Origin of the sequence: Chlorogloea sp. CCALA 695 (assembly GCF_003003885.1) — a bacterium.
Classification (GTDB): domain Bacteria; phylum Cyanobacteriota; class Cyanobacteriia; order Cyanobacteriales; family Chroococcidiopsidaceae; genus Aliterella.
This window is the reverse complement of record NZ_PVWN01000031.1, coordinates 30100-49341: the sequence shown is the minus strand read 5'-3', so window position 1 is coordinate 49341 and position 19242 is coordinate 30100. Positions and strand designations below refer to the sequence as shown.

At 40.5% G+C, this 19242-nt stretch carries 20 protein-coding genes and 1 pseudogene; 11 read left to right on the top strand and 10 right to left on the bottom strand.

Going from position 1 to position 19242, the window contains the following annotated elements; genetic code table 11:
• Positions 1-101 precede the first annotated feature (101 nt).
• The gene (locus C7B70_RS26405) at positions 102-278 is read left to right on the top strand and encodes a hypothetical protein (RefSeq protein WP_158260507.1); all 177 of its coding nucleotides are present in this window, start codon (positions 102-104) and stop codon (positions 276-278) included.
• 215 nt (positions 279-493) lie between these two features.
• Here the strand turns inward: C7B70_RS26405 and C7B70_RS15690 are convergent, their stop codons facing one another.
• The 6 genes and pseudogenes from C7B70_RS15690 to C7B70_RS28385 all read right to left on the bottom strand — a co-directional run bounded on the left by C7B70_RS15690 (position 494) and on the right by C7B70_RS28385 (position 6629).
• Complete coding sequence (locus C7B70_RS15690; protein ID WP_106369960.1) at positions 494-3286, bottom strand: cyclic nucleotide-binding domain-containing protein; 2793 nt, start codon at positions 3284-3286, stop codon at positions 494-496.
• Positions 3287-3783: 497 nt separating this feature from the next.
• Positions 3784-4002, bottom strand: a complete 219-nt coding sequence (locus C7B70_RS15685; RefSeq protein ID WP_106369959.1) for a hypothetical protein — start codon at positions 4000-4002, stop codon at positions 3784-3786.
• A pseudogene (locus C7B70_RS15680) lies at positions 3983-4240 on the bottom strand (BrnT family toxin); the annotation flags it as partial. The pseudogene C7B70_RS15680 and the gene C7B70_RS15685, both read right to left, overlap by 20 nt.
• Positions 4241-4308: 68 nt before the next feature.
• Complete coding sequence (locus C7B70_RS15675) at positions 4309-5325, bottom strand: 1-acyl-sn-glycerol-3-phosphate acyltransferase (RefSeq protein ID WP_106369958.1); 1017 nt, start codon at positions 5323-5325, stop codon at positions 4309-4311.
• 1 nt (position 5326) lies between these two features.
• Positions 5327-6409: a class I fructose-bisphosphate aldolase gene (locus C7B70_RS15670; protein WP_106369957.1), complete on the bottom strand. Its 1083-nt coding sequence runs from the start codon at positions 6407-6409 to the stop codon at positions 5327-5329.
• A gap of 88 nt (positions 6410-6497) precedes the next feature.
• Positions 6498-6629 carry a hypothetical protein gene (locus C7B70_RS28385; protein ID WP_255409342.1) on the bottom strand — a complete coding sequence of 44 codons (132 nt, stop codon included), beginning with the start codon at positions 6627-6629 and terminating at the stop codon, positions 6498-6500.
• 69 nt (positions 6630-6698) lie between these two features.
• Between C7B70_RS28385 and C7B70_RS15665 the strand changes: the two genes are divergently transcribed.
• The 3 genes from C7B70_RS15665 to C7B70_RS15655 all read left to right on the top strand — a co-directional run bounded on the left by C7B70_RS15665 (position 6699) and on the right by C7B70_RS15655 (position 9120).
• Positions 6699-7067 carry a VOC family protein gene (locus C7B70_RS15665; RefSeq protein WP_106369956.1) on the top strand — a complete coding sequence of 123 codons (369 nt, stop codon included), beginning with the start codon at positions 6699-6701 and terminating at the stop codon, positions 7065-7067.
• Positions 7068-7391: 324 nt separating this feature from the next.
• On the top strand, positions 7392-7667 hold the full coding sequence (locus C7B70_RS26000) for a hypothetical protein (protein ID WP_146134072.1): 276 nt from the start codon (positions 7392-7394) through the stop codon (positions 7665-7667).
• Positions 7668-8031: 364 nt separating this feature from the next.
• Positions 8032-9120 (top strand): DNA polymerase beta superfamily protein, encoded by a 1089-nt coding sequence (locus C7B70_RS15655; protein WP_106369954.1) that lies wholly within the window; start codon positions 8032-8034, stop codon positions 9118-9120.
• Positions 9121-9195: 75 nt separating this feature from the next.
• Here the strand turns inward: C7B70_RS15655 and ilvA are convergent, their stop codons facing one another.
• Positions 9196-10707 carry a threonine ammonia-lyase, biosynthetic gene (ilvA, locus tag C7B70_RS15650; RefSeq protein ID WP_106369953.1) on the bottom strand — a complete coding sequence of 504 codons (1512 nt, stop codon included), beginning with the start codon at positions 10705-10707 and terminating at the stop codon, positions 9196-9198.
• Positions 10708-10907: 200 nt separating this feature from the next.
• On the opposite strand from ilvA, the gene C7B70_RS15645 reads away from it, so the two are divergent.
• Both C7B70_RS15645 and C7B70_RS15640 read left to right on the top strand, forming a co-directional pair.
• On the top strand, positions 10908-11159 hold the full coding sequence (locus C7B70_RS15645; protein ID WP_106369952.1) for a type II toxin-antitoxin system Phd/YefM family antitoxin: 252 nt from the start codon (positions 10908-10910) through the stop codon (positions 11157-11159).
• Positions 11159-11446 carry a type II toxin-antitoxin system RelE/ParE family toxin gene (locus tag C7B70_RS15640; protein ID WP_106369951.1) on the top strand — a complete coding sequence of 96 codons (288 nt, stop codon included), beginning with the start codon at positions 11159-11161 and terminating at the stop codon, positions 11444-11446. The genes C7B70_RS15645 and C7B70_RS15640 overlap by 1 nt, the downstream gene beginning before the upstream one ends.
• A gap of 42 nt (positions 11447-11488) precedes the next feature.
• Here the strand turns inward: C7B70_RS15640 and tsaB are convergent, their stop codons facing one another.
• Entirely contained in the window at positions 11489-12169 is a 681-nt protein-coding gene (tsaB, locus tag C7B70_RS15635; RefSeq protein ID WP_106369950.1) for a tRNA (adenosine(37)-N6)-threonylcarbamoyltransferase complex dimerization subunit type 1 TsaB, read from the bottom strand.
• Positions 12130-12378: a Ycf34 family protein gene (locus tag C7B70_RS15630; RefSeq protein ID WP_106369949.1), complete on the bottom strand. Its 249-nt coding sequence runs from the start codon at positions 12376-12378 to the stop codon at positions 12130-12132. Before C7B70_RS15630 ends, tsaB begins: the two co-directional genes overlap by 40 nt.
• A 138-nt stretch (positions 12379-12516) precedes the next feature.
• On the opposite strand from C7B70_RS15630, the gene C7B70_RS15625 reads away from it, so the two are divergent.
• The 4 genes from C7B70_RS15625 (at position 12517) to blaOXA (ending at position 16459) form a co-directional block, all read left to right on the top strand.
• Positions 12517-13740: a CCA tRNA nucleotidyltransferase gene (locus C7B70_RS15625; RefSeq protein ID WP_106369948.1), complete on the top strand. Its 1224-nt coding sequence runs from the start codon at positions 12517-12519 to the stop codon at positions 13738-13740.
• A 56-nt stretch (positions 13741-13796) separates the two neighbouring features.
• The gene (locus C7B70_RS15620) at positions 13797-14696 is read left to right on the top strand and encodes a site-specific DNA-methyltransferase (protein ID WP_106369947.1); all 900 of its coding nucleotides are present in this window, start codon (positions 13797-13799) and stop codon (positions 14694-14696) included.
• Complete coding sequence (locus C7B70_RS15615) at positions 14693-15292, top strand: PmeII family type II restriction endonuclease (RefSeq protein WP_106369946.1); 600 nt, start codon at positions 14693-14695, stop codon at positions 15290-15292. Before C7B70_RS15620 ends, C7B70_RS15615 begins: the two co-directional genes overlap by 4 nt.
• Before the next feature lie 330 nt (positions 15293-15622).
• Positions 15623-16459, top strand: a complete 837-nt coding sequence (gene blaOXA, locus C7B70_RS15610) for a class D beta-lactamase (protein WP_106369945.1) — start codon at positions 15623-15625, stop codon at positions 16457-16459.
• Positions 16460-16501: 42 nt separating this feature from the next.
• Here the strand turns inward: blaOXA and C7B70_RS15605 are convergent, their stop codons facing one another.
• Complete coding sequence (locus C7B70_RS15605) at positions 16502-17743, bottom strand: class I SAM-dependent methyltransferase (protein ID WP_106369944.1); 1242 nt, start codon at positions 17741-17743, stop codon at positions 16502-16504.
• Positions 17744-17864: 121 nt separating this feature from the next.
• Between C7B70_RS15605 and gor the strand changes: the two genes are divergently transcribed.
• Positions 17865-19241, top strand: coding sequence for a glutathione-disulfide reductase (gene gor / locus C7B70_RS15600; protein ID WP_106369943.1), 1377 nt, complete (start codon positions 17865-17867; stop codon positions 19239-19241).
• Position 19242: the final 1 nt, after the last annotated feature.

Genomic DNA, 19242 nt, shown 5'->3' with positions numbered 1-19242 from the left:
CCGAATGCGGGTTGATCCACAGTCAGGGCATTGCATGGTCTGTTCCCTCAATATCATTCTTCAATTATGCAACGCCTATTTTCCCTAGCCTACCAGTGTAAGTGTTATTTGAAAGTGCAAATAAGCGATCGCACTTACCTCGCCAATCAATCAAATTGGGCTTGCTTGTAGAAAGTGCGATCACAGCTAATAGAGCTAATTCTAATTTGCAAAAGTCAAATGTAGATGGTAGCGGACACAATTATTGGGTAGATCGTCGCGCTGGATACAGCAAGTAAGAGCAAAAATTTAATTCAATATTTCTTATCTTTGGATGATGAGCCAGAAGTTTTAAGTAATGCAGATTAGTCTTTTGTTGACTTACCGCTCAGACTTCATGAATAGATACCCTATATATCGGCGTGTATAAAAGATTGTTATGCAGTTGTCTAGTTGCATGAGATAGCTCAACAAGCTCAAAACTAAACTTTAAAAGACCAATCTGTACTACCTGTTAAGTTTGCAGCGATCGCACAAATTGCTGTAACTGGCGACTTTCTAACTCCAACACCCGACGGGCAAAATCAGGATCGCGATCAAGTAAGTTGTCGAAGCTATCGACGGGGATGGTGAGAATGCGCGTATTTTGGCTATCTGCGATAATGGTATTTTCTGATGTACTATGGGCTAAAACTTCAAGCTCATCTAGTGTTTGTCCGGGATGGATGTACTTAACTTGAATCCCCGTCTCAGTTTGATAGTGAATCTTAGCATTGCCTTCAATTAACAGCAACAATTCGCGACAAGTATCGCCTGCTTCTGTAATCGTCTCACCACTAGAATAATTTTTCACTTCAGCTAGATTAGCAAGTGCTATTAACGTTTCACTCTGCACGCGGTGGAAGAAATCACTATTAAATAAATAAACTAATTTTTCTAAAGTCGGAAATGCTGTTAGGGGTGGGTGTGGAGTTGACAACAGCAGCAATTGGGTAGTTTCCTGCACCAAAAGATGTGGTGACTCATAATGTATATTTTGGGCGATCGCCTGAGCGCGTTCGGAGTCCAGCCATGCGATCGCGTAAATTGCAGCCGATTGAATCAGGGGGTTTTGCTCTTTTATCAAGGTTTCTAAACGCTCTATAATCTCTCGCTCGGAAAATTCCAAAGAACAACTAACGGGATCTCCTAACTGAGTTAGAGTTTGCATAATCTCAAGGGAGAGGCGATCGCGCCAATTTTCACGCTCTAAAATTTCCCTCAAAATCATTGACGAAGACTGTTGCAAAGACTGTGCTATTGTCAAAGCATTTGGCTCATTTTGCACAGTTTCCAGAGTTTCTAAAAGCGATCGCACTATGAGTTCTTTTTTATGCGCTACGTGCGACTTTAGCAGCGTTAATACCGCTTGCTGCTCGTGGAGCAGAGGTTGATTTAAAGCGTAGTGACAACTAATCAATTCGGGTAATTGAGCCACAAGAAACTCTGCCTTACTGACGCTGCTTGCATTTGCTGAAAACCCCCTCAAAATCCAATCTTCTTCTTGGGGTGAGATCGAATATTGGCGGCGCAAGGAACGAATTGCGGCTGAATCTGGCAGAGTCACGCGATCACTCTGTTTTCTTTGCAAAGCCATCAACCGCTCAAGGGATTTACGGTAGCCACTCAAGCGAATCTGATTTTCTAAGCTGCGTTGACGATTGGGGTTGAGTAACTCAGGATCTTCAATGCCCAACTCTTCCAGCACTTGACGATGTTCGTCGTCGGTAATACCTACCTCTTGGCGCATTTGCTGCAAAATTTCTAAACTACTGGAGTAGTTAACATAGCCTTCCTCTAACGCTTCTTGAACGACTCCCTTGTATGCTTGGTGTCGCTTCTCGCGAGTGAAGCCAGGTAGGACTTTGGCTAATACATACACTTCGTGCGTATTGAGGTCACTAAGCGCGCGTCCTTCTAAAAACTGCGAAACATTTAGCTGCAACTTTTCCAATTGCTTACGGAATCGACTAGCTAGATTTTCACGAGCATAAAAATCAGGGCTGCGTCGCCAAGTTTTATAAAGCCAAAGGGTACTTAGCAAAACCAAACCCAAGTCGTAGATATATTGCACCGACAAAGGTAAAAGCTGAACTAAAGGACGACCCCCAAAGATAAAGAAAAAGTTGAAAATTCCAAAAGTACAAAGGGTAAAAATACGATGTCGAATCGTCTCAACCGCCAGATTTGGATAATGTCGCCGACTGTAAGATTTTGCGCGTTTTTCGATCGCACGTCCTAACCAATAAGCGATCGCCGTACAGCCGCCTAGCACCAGGGGAACGGCAACTATTTTGGGAATATTAATAGATTGTCCAAAAAGATAGAGTCCAGGGCTAAACAGGGATGCTAGTTGGTCGATTTGCCTGAGCCACGCCCCGGAAAAGTAATAATTCCAGTTGCCTGCATATAAATAGTAATAAATAAAATAGCCAACTACTAAGCCTACGTAGCTATAGCGCAGAAACGAAGTTTCGGGCTTATTTAAGCTGTCCCAATAGGTGCGTTCAGAGTCAATATCAATGCAAGGATTTTGGCAAGCCACACAAGCACTTTGTTCTTGACCATCGGGTAGTACAGTGCGACACATAGATTGAGTAATAGTGCGATCGCTCATGTGGGCTTTGCTACTCAACAAGCCTCCTGGTTTGCTGTAAATGCTTTGCACCGGAGCCATTGGGCAGAAGTATTGACACCAAGACTTACCCCCGTACAAATAGCCTACGGCGATCGCTGCCACAATTGTAAATAGCAACCAACCTGCTAATACTAAGCGATCAGCATTAAAAAATAAAATTCGCCCACATAACCCTGCAAACAGCCACCCAAACTGCACGTAATGATAGTTTTTGCCCAGCCAAGAATCAGAGTTAACCTTTGCCAATTCATAGCGTACTTTGCCAGTCTTTTTATTTTCTCGTTTAAATTGTCGTTGCCAACCCAGGGCGCGAGGAATTTGGGATAAAAATGATAAGGGGCAAATCCGCCGCCATAGCTCGTGTCCAAACACCAACAAAATAAAGATTGCCGAGGGGACAATAGCTCCCCAAAATAGAGTTGTCCCCAAGGGGTAAGGTTGCTCGGATAAACATTGGCCTTGGACTTGAACGCAGGCGTTAGGTAGCCGCAATGGACTCCAGGTACGATCTGGTTCGGTTAATACTGATGTCCAAGGGTCGTAGAATAGAGAAGCGATCACTAAAAGCCACCCGATAGTTAATATCCAGCGAACCCAGTGCATTCGCTGCTCTAGCAATTGTGCGAACATATACCAATTTATTTACTCTGCTATCATTATGTGCTGAAGATAGCTAAGTTCTGTCATTGATTTTCTTTCGGGTATTGCATCATAAAAAATGATGATTCAATCGCTTGAAATAGCAGTTCCGCATCTTGAAAAAACGGCGAAGCGCTGCGAGCGCGCTGGCGCTATCGCTACAATAGATTTTCTATTGCAACATTATTATTAATTAAAATCACTATAGGTACTTTATCTACCCGCCCTTCTTCTAGCATTGCAGCCACTTCTTTGTCTGTAGGTGCGCTCTACTCTATTTCTAATAAGCTTCGCCTTCGTCTAATTGCACTATTGAAACTTTTAAGTTGGAGTTCTATTGTGATCGCCCTAAGCTGTCAATCAAGTCGGTTAATTATATTTTGCATTTTGTCTCGCAATTCTTGGGCTTGCTGGTAGAAAGTGCGATCGCACTTTGTTGGGTAAAAATGGGTTCAGATACATTGGGATTGCCACATAGCTGAAAAAACTTAGGGCATTGTCTCAATCAACGCTCTAAGAACTTTGTTGACAGCTTCCGGGGTAGAGAAAACTTGAGCAACATCTTCATCTAAAACAACTACTGTCATTTTTCGTCCTTTAGCTTGTGCAGCAAATCGGTTAGGCTTTGCTTTCTTGTAATCAAAGGTGTACCCTATTGCTAAATCATCGTCATCAGGCTGAGTTTCATCAGAATGCGTTATTTTCATAATCTTCACGTTCTCTTTGAGTTACGATACGAGCGCTGATAATGCGGATTGCCTGGGGACGTTCTGTAAAACTGACTAGCAGTAACCGATTTCGTTGGGAATGACCGATAATAATTTCCCGGTACTCTTGTTCTGACTGTGGTTCATCCTCAAAAATTAGTGCAAGTGGATTGTTGAAAACGGTGTGAGCCTCCTCAAAGCTCACACCATGCTTTTTGATATTGGTAGCTGCTTTAGCGGTGTCCTATTCGTAATCCATCCCCGAATTGTAACTGACTCAATCGGGGGAGCGATCGCCCTAACCTGTCAATCAACTTGGTTAATTATATTTTGCATTTTCTCTCGCAATTCTTGGGCTTGCTGGTAAAAACGCGATCGCACTTTTCCGGGCGAACTTTCCGTTACAGGCGCAGCTTTATACAATGGTTGAATGTAGTAATCTAACTTACTTCTAGCAGCCCAAACTCCCATTGAAGGAAAAAGCAGAAAAACAAATATTAGCGGCGATATTGGTAAAAAAGGTAACTGTAACCGTTTAGCCAACCTTTTGATATTAAAAGCCCAAGAATGCAAATATTCATTGCCCATGCAAACCACAGGCAAAATTGGGATAGATGAAACTTCGCTTAAACGCATAAAACTAAGGTCAAAGGTTTCTAATTGATGGCGTTTTTGCCAACCTTTACTTGGCCCTCGTAAACCTTCTGGGGCGTAAAGTAAGATAGTTTTTTGCTCTACTGCTTGCTCAAAATCATCCATCTCGGCACGAACTCCACCCATTACTTTTGCCCAACCAGGCGGTAGCCACCAAATTAACCAAGGATGTTCAAATAAAGACACATCTGCTAATGGTTGCAGTACCCAACCTGGTTGAGTATTACTTAATAGATAACCCAAACTCAAAAAGTCCCAAGGGAAACACATCCCGGCGTGATTCATCGCCACGATAAAAGATTCTGTGGTGGGTAAATTCTCTGTTTGGTGTAATTGGGCGCGAAAATAATGCTTAATGATAGGGGCAAGAATTTCCTCGCTAAAATGTTGCTGATAACTCAAGTCAAATTGTTCATTTTGAGGACGTGGTAAACGGCAACCCAAACGCAACCAGCGAATTAATAAAGCTACATAAAATCCCCCAGGGATGAGAAATAGTAAGTATTCTAGCCAATTCCAGCCATCAGGATCGCCTTTGTAGCGTTGCCAATGACGGTTAAATAAAATTAGCCACCCTGGAGGATACCAAAGACAAAACCAATCGAACCAAGTAAATTGATATACCTGCTTTAGTGGCTCGATTGTGTCAACGTCGCGCAATTGTTCCATTTTAGGCAATAGTTACATCTGGAGATAAATAAACATCCTGAATAGCGTTAAACAGCTTTACGCCATCTTCAAAAGGACGCTGGAAAGTCTTGCGCCCCGAAATTAAACCAGAACCACCAGCACGTTTATTTATTACGGCGGTACGAATTGCCTCCGCAAAGTCATTTTTGCCTGAAGCACCACCAGAATTAATTAATCCCGCCCGTCCAGAGTAGCAATTTAGCAACTGATAGCGAGTTAAATCGATGGGGTGATCTGTTACTAAATCTGTGTATACGCGATCATTTGTTTTGCCGTAACTTTTCCCTGTAGCCTTCTCTACGGCGGCGTAACCGTGATTGTATTCGGGTAACTTTTGCTTGATAATGTCCGCTTCAATGGTTACGCCTAAGTGATTTGCTTGTCCAGTAAGATCCCCTGCTAGGTGATAGTCTTTATCTTGCTTAAAGGCGTTATTACGGAGGTAACACCACAAAATTGTTGCCATTCCTAGTTCGTGGGCGCGGGCGAAAGCTTTGCTTACTTCTTGAATTTGCCGCGTCGATTGATCTGAACCAAAGTAAATTGTTGCGCCTACAGCTACCGCTCCCAAGTTCCAAGCTTGTTCTACGGAGGCGAACATTATTTGATCGGCTTGGTTGGGGAAAGTCAGCAATTCGTTGTGGTTGATTTTGGCAATAAAGGGGATTTTGTGGGCATATTTGCGAGAAACGCTGCCTAAAACGCCTAAAGTTGTAGCTACTGCATTACAACCAGATGCGATCGCCAACTTTACTATATTTTCTGGGTCAAAGTACATTGGATTAGGTGCAAAAGAAGCTCCCGCCGAGTGTTCAATCCCTTGATCTACGGGCAAAATTGATAAGTAACCAGTGTTTCCTAACCGACCAAAGGAATATAGTTGCTGTAAACTGCGTAATACTTGGGGAGAGCGATCGCTAATTGTAAATATTCGCTCGATAAAGTCCGCTCCTGGTAGATGCAGTAAGTCTTTAGATACTTTAGCTTTGTGGGTAAGTAAGTCTTCAGCCTCCTTACCTAGCAAGGATTCAATCGATTGAGGTGCAGTAAGAGTTGCAGTCATGGCAGTTATTTCTCAAATATTTATGCCGTCATTGTATTCCCAGGCATTATCAATAAACATCACTCTCTTGGAAACATTTATGGACGGATCATCCGCCCCCAAAACTTTTCGCTCCCGCGTCTATTGCTTCAGCTTTGGTTTTTACCTTACCAATATAATATTTACCTAAAGCTAGGGCAGATACTTCAATATTAGCGCGTCGATATTTGCGCTTTGGCACTATGCCAGAGGTTACAAGGACAAATGCGATTACCTTATCATTAGCAGGTTGAACAAATATAGGTTTTATATGCTTTCTAATTGCACGGCTGCGTTTGTAACTTTGGCAACGAGCAACTTCGATAAGTTAGTGTCATTTTATACAGAGTTTTGGCAACAAAAACCGCAGATTTATCGGCAAAATGTGTATGCTGAGTTTCAAATTGCTGGTTTGCGCTTAGGTATTTTTCAGCCAGATAAAAGCAACAATGCAGAGTTTGCTAACAGTCGCAATAGCAGTATAAGCTTGTGTTTAGAGGTGGAAGACTTGAATAGTGCGATCGCGCATCTAACTAATATAAGCTATCCGCCGTCGGGGGAGATTGTTACAGCTTCTCACGGTAAAGAAGTTTATGCCTACGATCCCGATGGGAATCGATTAATATTACACCAGTCTTAAAGGCGATCGCTTTCCCCTAGTGTTGAGAGGTGTTGGGATGCAAGACATGACTGAAGAAGAGTTGTTGGAGAGATATATTGCTGGGAGAGAGACTTTCAAGGTGTCATATTGTCTGACATCCTTTTGGGGCGTGGATGTGGAGATAGCGTAAATTTGGAAAGGGTCGATTTCTCTGGAGCTATTTTTAAGAAAATTCTTATTGAACGTTACCCAACTACTAATGTCACTATTGGAAGCAAATTCACCAACTGCAATTTCTCTCGTAGTAAATGGGAGTTTTATCAAATACCAGCCCTGATTGGGTGCAATTTGCAATATTCCGTCATGGAAGGATGTTTCTTTAGTGGAAAATTTGTTGACTGTAATTGGAGGTACGGTCAAATTATTGGTCAATATGTTGATGAATTCATTTTTGAGCGATGTGATTTGAGAGGATTGAGAAGGAGTGATGGAGCCTCTATCGGACAAATTGGAAATTATATCCGCAACGCTGGCTTCTATGGGAATGGTTACGTGAATACTATCGATCCTGATGGTGTCTTCCACTCTGGGATTTATTGGGACTTGGCTAGACCCGATCCTGAAGAAATTCCCTTCTGATGTGTCTGCTAGCAGTGGAACCAAGTTACTAGCATCACTTGGAGTATATTGACCTAACGTTAATAAATTGTTACAACCAGTATTAAAATTAATTTTAGGTAAATCAGATCAGATTGCTAATTTCAGATATTTTGTAGTTTTAACAAATTATTTCACCAAGTATTAGTTTTTCTCCAATTAAGCGCCGTTTTAATTTTGATAATCATTTAGCAATTGCCTCAACCCAAATATACCACTTATCCTTTATTATGAGCGCTACCAGTAATTGCTATACCGTTAGCTGTTGCGTAGTTAATAGTAATTGTTTTAAGCGAATTTGTTCCTCAAATTACAATCTATACTTTTTTATAATGCAACACTGAGGATGAAAAGAAAAGAGGTTGAGAAAAGAACTATTTTTGTGGGTTTAGCTGGTAGTCATGCTTACTCTTTGAATCATTCTAAGTCAGATTATGACTATCGTGGAGTATTTATTGCACCAAAAGAATACTATTTAGGATTTAATTCTATAGAACAAAAAGATAGCGGATGGAATGAAGAAGGGATATTTACTTTCATAGATGGTAATGAAGATACTGTTATCTACGAACTAAAAAAAGTAGTTCAATTACTATCTGCTGCCAATCCTAATGTATTAGAGTTGTTATGGTTAGAAAACTATCCTTTTCTCACAGAAGTAGGTGAGTATTTAATCGAGCATCGGCAATTGTTTTTGAGTAAAAAAGTTAAACATACTTATTCTGGTTATGCTTTTGCTCAAATAAAAAAGATAGAAACTCATCGAAAATGGTTGCTACAACCTCCACAAAGCAAACCTTTACCCACAGATTTCGGAATTGAAAATGAAGCGCCCTTGACAAAAGATGAATTAAACGCTTTCTTAGAATATTTGTATAACTTAGTTAGAGAACGAATTGAGTTTTTAGAAGAAGCCGAAGAATTATATCAATTACTCACGGCGGATATTGATTTTAAAGGAATGTTGAAACAGCATACTTTACCAGATGAAACTTTGGTATATACGCAACAATTAACTAATGGTCGTTCGGACTTTATTCGCCTATTGCAAAAAAGCCAAAAGTATCAAGGCGCAATGCGAGAATGGAAAGCTTATTTATCATGGCAGCAAAATAGAAATCCAGCTAGGGCAGAAATGGAAAGAAAATCGGGTTATGATTTAAAACATGGAATGCACTGTATTAGATTGTTGCGTTGTGGCTTAGAAATATTGCGTGAAGGTAAAGTAATTGTTAATCGCAGAGTGGCTGGAGATGTAGATGAATTAAAAGCTATTTTGCAAGGCGCGTATTCTTACGAACAAGTAATGAAAATGGCAGAAGATTTAATCGCTCAAATGGATGAAGCTATGCAACAATCAACTCTACCTCCTAGCCCCGATTTAAAAACAATTAATCAGCTATGTATAGAATTAGTAGAAAGGCAAGGGTGGTAAACAATAGGGGTAATTGGTAATTGGTAATTGGTAATTGTATAGAATTAGTAGAAATGTAAGGATGGTAAACAATTCTTATCTTAAAAATAGCTTGTAAGCCAAATTTTTATTCTCATCCCAGTACTGATAGCCTAGATTGTCAAGAAAAGCTTGCCACTGTTGCATCTCATCGGGGGGAACTTGTACCCCTACAACAATTCGCCCGTAGTCTGCGCCGTTGTTGCGGTAGTGAAATAAGCTAATATTCCAGTCAGGACTCATGGAACCTACAAATTTCATCAATGCGCCGGGACGTTCGGGGAACTCGAAGCGATATAGTAATTCATGATCAGCTAAATGCGATCGCCCTCCTACCATATGCCGTAAATGCAACTTTGTTAATTCGTCATCGGTAAGATCGATAGTTTTGAACCCGTGCGCCTCAAAGTTTTCTACCATCAAAGCAGCATCGGCGCGGTTTTGAATCTGTACGCCGACAAAAATATGTGCTTCTTTTTCGTCCGCAATTCGATAGCTAAATTCCGTCAAGTTACGTCTACCCAAACATTCGCAAAACTTACGCAGACTTCCCCGCGCTTCAGGAATCGCCACCGCAAAAATAGCTTCTCGACGTTCTCCTAATTCTGCTCTTTCTGCTACAAAGCGCAGACGGTCAAAATTCATGTTTGCACCGCAAGCAACCGCAACTAAAGTTTGGTTTTCAATTTGCTCTCGTTCGACATAAAGTTTAGCCCCTGCGATCGCTAATGCCCCCGCAGGTTCTAAAATTGAGCGTGTATCCTCAAATACGTCTTTAATTGCCGCACAAGTAGCGTCAGTATTAACTAAAATAATCTCATCTACATATTGCTGGCATAGTCTAAAAGTTTCTTCCCCAACTTCTCGTACCGCCACCCCATCTGCAAACAAGCCAACTTGAGACAATCTCACCCGTTTACCTGCTTTTAGCGATTGATTCATCGCATCAGAATCGACAGGTTCAACACCGATAATTTTAATTTCTGGGCGTAACCTTTTTACATACGCCGCAATACCAGAAATTAGCCCACCGCCCCCAATTGCCACAAAAATCGCGTGAATAGGTTGCTGATATTGGCGCAAAATTTCCATCCCGATTGTTCCCTGTCCAGCAATTACTTCAGGATCGTCAAAAGGATGAATAAAAGTTAAACCTTTTTCTGCTTCTACCTGACGGGCATAAGTATAAGCATCGTCATAGGTATCGCCGTGTAATACTACCTCACCGCCTCGCGCTTTGACAGCATTTACTTTAACTTGGGGAGTGGTTACGGGCATAACAATAATAGCTTTAGTGCCTAGCTGACGAGCTGCTAACGCGACTCCCTGGGCATGGTTTCCGGCGGAGGCGGCAATTACTCCCTGGGCTAGTTTCTCTGGCGACAGTCCTACCATTTTGTTGTAAGCACCCCGCAATTTAAAAGAGAAGACAGATTGCATATCTTCCCGCTTAAGCAAAAGTTTGTTATTTAATCGCGCCGATAGGTTGGGGGCGTATTCTAGAGGCGTTTCTTGGGCAACATCATAAACACGGGCGGTGAGAATCTGTACTAGGTAGTCGCAAAGCATGAATTTAGTAAATGCAAGGTGGGAGATAATCTTACTTTATTGATATGTGCGATCGCTGTGTGCTTCTATCGGTTGTAAGTTTTGTCCTCAACTCAAAATTAAACAGAGATTTTGTATGAATCTAATTTATCTGCAAAATGTACAAATCTATAGTTTTTCGCTGTTATTGTAAGTAAATGTAAAGGATTATTGAAATCAAAATGACAACTACTACCGTGAGCAAAGCCCGCCAGCATTTCCCCGATTTATTAAATCGTGCAAGTTATGGTAAAGAGCGGATTGTGATTGAAAAACATGGGAAACCTATTGCCGTAATTATTAGCCCAGAAGATTTACAGCGATTAGAAGCCTTTGAAGATGCCGTAGACTCAGCACTCCTTAAGCGTGCTATGGCGCAAAGCACTGGATTTGTGACCGCAGAAGAACTTTTAAGTATGCGCCCAATTGATTGATGAAAGAACAGCATTTTCTGCTAATTGACCAAGCGGTAGCCAAAATTTTTAAAGATTTTGCACCCAAACAATATAAGCAGATTATGACAAAAATTGTTGCTCTTGCTTCAAATCCCAAGCCCCAAGACTGTGTAGAATTACGAGGTCATACCGATGGCTATCGAGTAGATCAAGGTGAGTATAGAATCCTTTACTACCTAGTTGCTCCCTCAGAAAATCTACCAGGAGAGGTGCAAATTTTTAGGGTAGGTAAGCGTAATGATGGTGAGGTATATCGCAACTTGTAAGCTTATTTGTATTGTAGTTCTAATACACGCCGTTATTAAAGACTAACTTACTGGCGATTGACCGTAAAAAGGTATTGCATCTATCCAGTTAGGACGATCACCTTTTTGCCACGCTAAATAAGCAATTTCCAAAACACTCGTAACTGTTGCCCCTATACCATTTTCACCTTTAATTAATTGATAAGGTGTCTGCCAATTTTCTAAAGTTTTCTCCCAAACTTCCATAGTCATCAAACTATCTGATAATAGGGCTGTTGCACCACTATAAATAGCTGTATATACAAGGTTGGTTTGCGCGGGCATTTGGACAGCGATCGCATTGTCTCCCCCTTTTTCTGCCCATGCGAGTACTTCCAAGCTAGATATAGCAAATAAAGGTATATCTAACTGTTGTGCCAAAGTCCGCGCTGTAACTACTCCAACTCGCGTGCTAGTAAAGCTTCCTGGCCCTTTGGCTACAGCAATAAAGCCTAAATCTGCCCAAGTTTGCGGCTGGATATATTCAGCCAAATGATAATGTAAATGAGTAGAAAGACTCCGCCCTAAATCCCATACTTGAGAGCGTGAATCACCCTCTCTCTTGAAAAACTCTGTGGAAGGAAACCTCCCCCACAGATTTTCCGCAAAGTTACTTACGGCTAAACCAAGTTCTGAACTTGTGGTATGAATTGCTAAACCGTATTTCACGTTGGTACTAATTCGCCTGGTCGTAGTTTTGCCCATTTGCCATTCTCTTGCTTAAAGCTTAAGCAACCGACAACATCCCACTCCATTTGAATTTCCTCATCAGTAGTGCGAATATTCACATTAATAGAGGGTTCGTTTGGTTCAAAATCAGGTGATTCGGTCAAATGTGGCTGTTGATGCTGATATTCTACGGCATTATAGGTAATGCAACGATCTACATAATGGCAATTTATACAAACACACATAATCCAACTCCAGAGGATTTTTCTGTTAATCTGTTTCAAGCCCTAACGGGATTTTAACTTAACCAAAACCCCGCCCGATCTGGATCTTAACATTTCGCTTCGGGACTGTTGGACATCAATATCTAGCTTTTGCGTCCTATGTCTTCTGCATTGTCTCCCGATTCTTGGTGTTTTGACTTAGCGTGGATACCCCAAAATGCCTACTTAGTAGGCGGTGCGGTACGCGATGCTTTGCTAAAAAGAGAATCAGAGTATCTAGATTTAGACTTTGTATTGCTAGACGCGGTAAATATAGCGCGAAAAATGGCGAGTCATTACAAAGCTGGGTTTGTGTTGCTTGACAGAAGTCGCCAAATTGCTAGAGTTGTATTTAAACAAGCTACTGTAGATTTTGCCCAGCAGCAAGGAAAGACGTTAGAAGAAGACTTGTATAGGCGCGATTTTACTGTAAATGCGATCGCTTACAATCCTTATACCCAAGAAATCATCGATCCGTTGCATGGTCACGAAGACTTACAAAACCGTGTAATGCGAATGGTGTCAAAAGCTAACTTACAAGACGACCCTTTACGACTATTACGAGCTTACCGCCAAGCGGCTCAATTGGGTTTTGCGATCGCCCCAGAAACTCAAGCCACTATTCGCAGTTTATCACTGCTACTAAGTAACATTGCTCCTGAAAGAGTACGAGTAGAGCTTAACTATCTTTTAAATAGTCCTTCTGGTACTCCTTGGTTAAAAACTGCTTGGGAAGATGGATTAATTGATAATTGGTTGTCTCACACTACCCAAAAAAGTTATGAAACTATAGCGCTGGTAGATTCCGCCGCCCTTTCCTTCCCTCAACTCCCTTTATCTCAAGCTTTAAGCGATACAGTTAAAACTACTTGGTTAGGAATTGCCAAAATAGCCTCTTTGGTTAGTAATAATCCCGAAATAGCAGAAATTGAACTACAGCAATTGACTTATAGCCGTGCAGAAATTCGCGCAGTCACAACGGCACTTAAATTATTACCGCAATTGCCAGCAAAAGTTGACAATCTCAGCTTAAAAGAGCAATATTTATTGTTTCGTCAGGCGGGGGTAGTTTTCCCAGTCTTAGTGGTTCTAGCAGTGGCAAAGGGGGCGCAAATAAATACCTTAATTCCCTTAGTTAATCGCTATCTTACGCCCAACGATCCAGTTGCTCATCTTGTGTTACTGGTTAATGGCAAAGACTTAATGCAAGCTTTGAAAATAGCGCCTAGTCCCATTGTTGGGGAGTTATTAAATGAAATTGCGATCGCCCAAATTGAGGGCAAAATCTCTACACCCACCCAGGCTATAGAATTAGCAGCAAATTTACTTAACGCTTTTAGTTAAAGTAAAGATATACCTAGTAAACTCTTGATACCTAAAAACACTTTCTGTTAACAACAATGACAATAGAGCTTAATGTTACTTCTACTACAAACTTAAACTTGACAGACATAGATCGGCAAAAGTGGCACAACAATATTATTTTTGGCAACTGTTTAGAAGTTTTGCAATCAATGCCATCTAATTTAGTCGATTTAGTTATTACATCTCCACCTTATGCTGACAGTAGAAAAAGTACCTATGGCGGTATTCATCCTGAGAGTTATGTCGATTGGTTCTTACCAATTGGTCAAGAATTAAAGCGGGTATTAAAAGATGATGGAACTTTTATTTTAAATATTAAAGAAAAGGCTGTTAACGGCGAACGACATACCTATGTAATCGAGCTTATTCTTGCTTTAAAAAAACAAGGTTGGCTGTGGACTGAAGAATATATTTGGCACAAAAAAAATTGTGTACCGGGTAAATGGTCTAATCGATTTCGTGATTCTTGGGAGCGTTGTTTACAGTTTAATAAACAAAAAAAGTTTAATATGTATCAAGACGCTGTTATGGTTCCGACTGGTGATTGGGCTAAGTCAAGACTAAAAAAATTGAGTGAAACTGATACTCGGCGAGATACTTCAAAAGTTGGTAGTGGCTTTGGGAAAAACATTTCAAATTGGTTAGGACGGGAAATGGCTTATCCAACAAATGTTTTACATTTAGCTACAGAATGCAGTAATAAAAAACATAGCGCCGCTTTTCCTAAAGAACTTCCATCATGGTTTATTAAGTTATTTACTAAAGAAGGTGATTTAGTCCTCGATCCCTTTCTTGGTTCGGGTACAACTAACATTGCTGCTAAAGATTTAGAGAGAAAATATTTAGGGATAGAAATCAACGATGAATACTATCAATTGGCATTATCAAGAGTAAAGGATTTAAAATTAAATAATACTCAGTTAACTTTACTATGATTTTGGATTATCAAGCTCATTATAACTATCTTACAGAGGAAGTTTTAACACCTTTTTATGAAAATAGGCTCAAAAGTTTAAATGCCCTTTGTCTCAGCAATATTCTTAAAAGAAAAAATTCCTATCTATTTAAAGCTAAAAATATTGAGCTTGCTGGAGACTTTGTAAAAAGTATTGTTGACGCTTTTCTATCTTCTCAGGAAGAAACTATTTTCGGTAATCTTCTTGAAGGGTTTGCTATTTATGTATCTCACCAATTACATCATGGCTTTAAGTCAGAGTTTAAAAGTATAGATTTAGAATTTGAACGCGATAATATTTACTACATTGTAGGTATAAAATCTGGTGTTAGTTGGGGCAATGCCGATCAAATTAATACAATGAAAAACAACTTTAAGATAGCAAAAGAAATTTTAAGGGCAAGAGGTATTATCCAGGAAATTATAGCTGTTAACGGTTGTATGTATGGAAAAGATCGAAATCCTTTAAAAGATAAATCAAGAACTAAAGCAATCCAAGATGTAGACAAAGTTTATTATAAATATGCTGGTCAAGATTTTTGGAAATTTGTTTCAGGTGACGATAATTTGTATTAACAGATAATTGTACCGATTGACCTAAAAGCCCAAGAAAAAGATGAGGTTTTTAAAAAGGCATATAGTGCTAAAATCAACGAAATGACATAAGAGTTTATTTTAAATTTTATGAATAAACATCAGATAGATTGGGTCAAGCTGATTAACTATGTATCAAAAAGAGAGGAAATAGAGTCACAGGGTAGTAGGCAAATAGAATTATTTTAATGATCGCTTACTTTACAACAGCACTTTTAGCGCGATCGCACTTATCTAGTAATTGATTATATTGGAACAATTTTATAAACTTTTTTGTCTAGTTAGCAAAATTTACTAGACGATAAAAATAAAATGTTTTTAGTTCTAAAATGCCTCGTTTTTACCCTGTTAAGTTTCAGCTTTTTACCATCGGCGATAGGGGAAACTGTAGCTAATCAAAGCATAACTCCGCAAAAACAAGCTAACTGGCAAGAGCGCCCTAATTTTGGCAAACACTTTCAGCAAGCGGGTGTTAAAGGCAGTTTTCTACTATACGACCTCAATAGAAATCAATATTTCGTCTACAACACTAAAAGAGCTAATACCCGTTATGTTCCCGCGTCTACTTTCAAGATTTTCAACTCCCTAGTGGCGCTGGAAACGGGTGTAGTTAAAGATGAAAATGAAGTTATTAAATGGGATGGGGTAAAAAGAGAGATTCCCCAGTGGAATCAAAACCACACGATGAAAACGGCAATCAAAGTCTCTGCTGTATGGTTTTATCAAGAGTTAGCTAGACGCATCGGCGAAAAACAGATGCAGAATTATATTAATTTAACTAACTATGGCAATCGAGACATTGGCGGGGGAATAGATAAGTTTTGGTTGCAAGGAGATTTACGAATCAGTCCCAAAGAGCAAATAGATTTTTTAGTAAAGCTACATACTAATAAGTTACCTTTTTCCCCTAGAGCGATCGCAATTGTCAAAAATGTTATCACCACTGAGAAAACAAACAACTATGTCTTACGAGGCAAAACAGGCTTAGAGTCAAAAGTAGGTTGGTACGTAGGTTATGTAGAACGTGATCGCAATACCTATTTTTTTGCAACGCAACTAGATATTATCGAAGAACAAGACATTAAAGCCAGAATCGAAATTACCAGAAGTATTTTAAAGGACATGGGATTGCTACCCCGAACCTCTTAAATCGGTCTAGGGTAGGCGCAAATGCTGATGTTAGAAGATTAATTATCTGTTTGCAGTTAGCGCCGCCTTAGCGGAAAACGTCAAAGGAGTATCAAACCTCCATTGCTTCCCCTGATAAAACAAACATTGGTAAACCTGCATTCCACCGTATCTAAACCCCCCCTCAAAAGATTGCAAATAAAGATCCCACATTCGCAAAAACCGCTCGTCATAAATTGAGGAAAGTGCAGCAATTTTGCTTTTGTTGTCATTAAAATTATTTCTCCAATGTCTAAGAGTTTCCGCATAATGAGGCTTCAAGCTTTCACAATGGGCTACAGACAATTTTGCTGCCATTAATTCTCGCGTTATTTCATGGAGTTGGGGTACATACGCCCCTGGAAAAATATATTTATCAACCCAAGCGCCGTTTCTTTGGGTGCTATTTGTGCCAACCGTATGCAATAAGCCAACACCATGAGGTTTTAAAAACTTGGCTGTCGCTTGCATAAAGGTAGCAAAATTACCTTTACCAACGTGTTCAAACATCCCAATGCTGACAAACTTATCGTATTGCCCCTGCACTTCACGGTAATCTTTGACGATAATTTGGATGCGATCGCTAAATCCTTTTTGTTCAACTCTTTCAACAGCTAACTTTGCCTGTTCCTCACTCAGTGTAATTCCCGTACCCTTTACACCATAATGCTCTGCGGCATAAATTAACATTCCTCCCCAACCGCAACCAATATCAATTAATGATTCTCCCGGTTGCAAAGCAAGTTTGCGACAAATCAATTCGTACTTTTGAAGCTGCATCTGTTCTAAAGAGTCAGTTTCTTTCAGGCGATAACCGCAGGAATAAGTCAAAGTGGGATCGAGAAAATGCTGATAAAAATCGTTGCCTAAGTCGTAGTGGTGTTGGACGTTTTTGCGGCTGTTTTGAATCAAAATCGGCATTGTCCGCAGGCGTTGGGTGGCAACTTTGACAATTAAAGGCAGAGTTATTAGACTACGCGCTTTTGTATACACCCCATTAGTATGAAATAAGCCGATTAAATCACTAAGGCGATCGCATTCTTCATCCCACCAGCCCTCCATATAAGCTTCACAAAACCCCATCGCCCCAAAAGTCAACACGCGATCGTAAGTATTTTGGTTATGTACGATTAGATGTAGTGACGTTGAACTTTGATCACCAAAGTTAAATTCTTGCCCTTGGGGGTTAGTTACTTTGAGATGTCCAACTTTAATTAAGCTGAAAAGCTGATATAAATAGCGCTCCCCACTAGGTAGATTATCCATAAATCCCTCCTTTGCTAATTTTTAAGCGAAATTGATGCCACAATTGCCCTTTATCCTACAACAGCAAGGAATGCCGGATGTTAAATTGAACGTAAGTGCAGCATAAAGGACGCAATAAGTAATGACGTTTGATTACGATTTATTTGTAATTGGTGCAGGTTCCGGGGGGCTTGCTGCCTCTAAACGAGCCGCTAGTTACGGGGCAAAAGTAGCGATCGCCGAGCAAGATTTAGTCGGCGGTACTTGCGTGATTCGCGGCTGCATTCCCAAAAAACTCATGGTTTATAGTTCCCACTTTCCCCAATTATTCAATGCGGCGGCGGGTTATGGCTGGCAAGTGGGCGAAGTCAAATTGGATTGGCAACATCTAGTTAGCGTTGTTGATCGAGAAGTAAATCGTTTGTCTCACTTACATATCGGCTTTTTAGAAAAAGCAGGTGTAGAACTTATCCCCAGCCGCGCTACTATTATTGATCCTCACACCGTAGAAGTTGATGGGCGCAAAGTTACCACAGATAAAATTTTAATCGCAGTCGGTGGTCGTCCGGTAAAACCCAATTTACCAGGTATGGAACTTGCAGTTACGTCTAACGAAATGTTCCACCTCAAAGAACAACCAAAGCATATTGCAATTATAGGTGCTGGCTATATTGGGGTAGAATTTGCCTCAATTATGCGCGGACTAGGCTGCGAAGTTACGCAAATTATTCGTAAAGATTTAATTTTGCGCGGATTTGATAAAGACATTCGCCACGAAATTCAAAATGGCATGACTCATCACGGCATTAAATTTTTAACCAATACCGTAGTTAAACAGATAGAAAAAGTCGATGCAGGCTTAAAGTTAACTTTATCAGGCGCAGAAGAAGAATCAATAATTGCCGATGTTTTCCTGGCTGCAACTGGACGCGATCCTTACGTAGAGGGACTAGGCTTAGAAAATACTGGAGTTGATGTTATTTCTACTCCTGCTGATGGTTTAGGCTATAGTACCCGCAGCGCGATCGCCGTAAATGAATTTAGCCAAACATCTGAGCCGAATATCTTTGCCGTCGGCGATTGTACCGATAGAATAAACCTTACTCCTGTAGCTATTGGTGAAGGTAGAGCCTTTGCCGATACAGAGTTTGGCAACAACAAGCGCTCTCTTAGTCATGACAACGTAGCATCGGCGGTATTTTCCAACCCTGAAGCCGCTACGGTAGGAATGAGCGAAGAAGATGCCCAAGGAAAATATGGTGATGATGTAACTTGTTACCGCGCTCGTTTTCGTCCGCTATTTCACAGCCTTACCGGACACGATGAAAAAACTTTAGTCAAGCTAGTAGTGGACAACAAAACCGATAAAGTTTTAGGCGCTCATATGGTGGGCGAAAATTCTGCCGAGGTAATTCAAGGAATTGCGATCGCAATTAATATGGGGGCAACCAAAAAAGACTTTGATGCTACCGTTGGGATTCATCCCTCTACGGCGGAAGAATTCGTTACCCTGCGTTAAA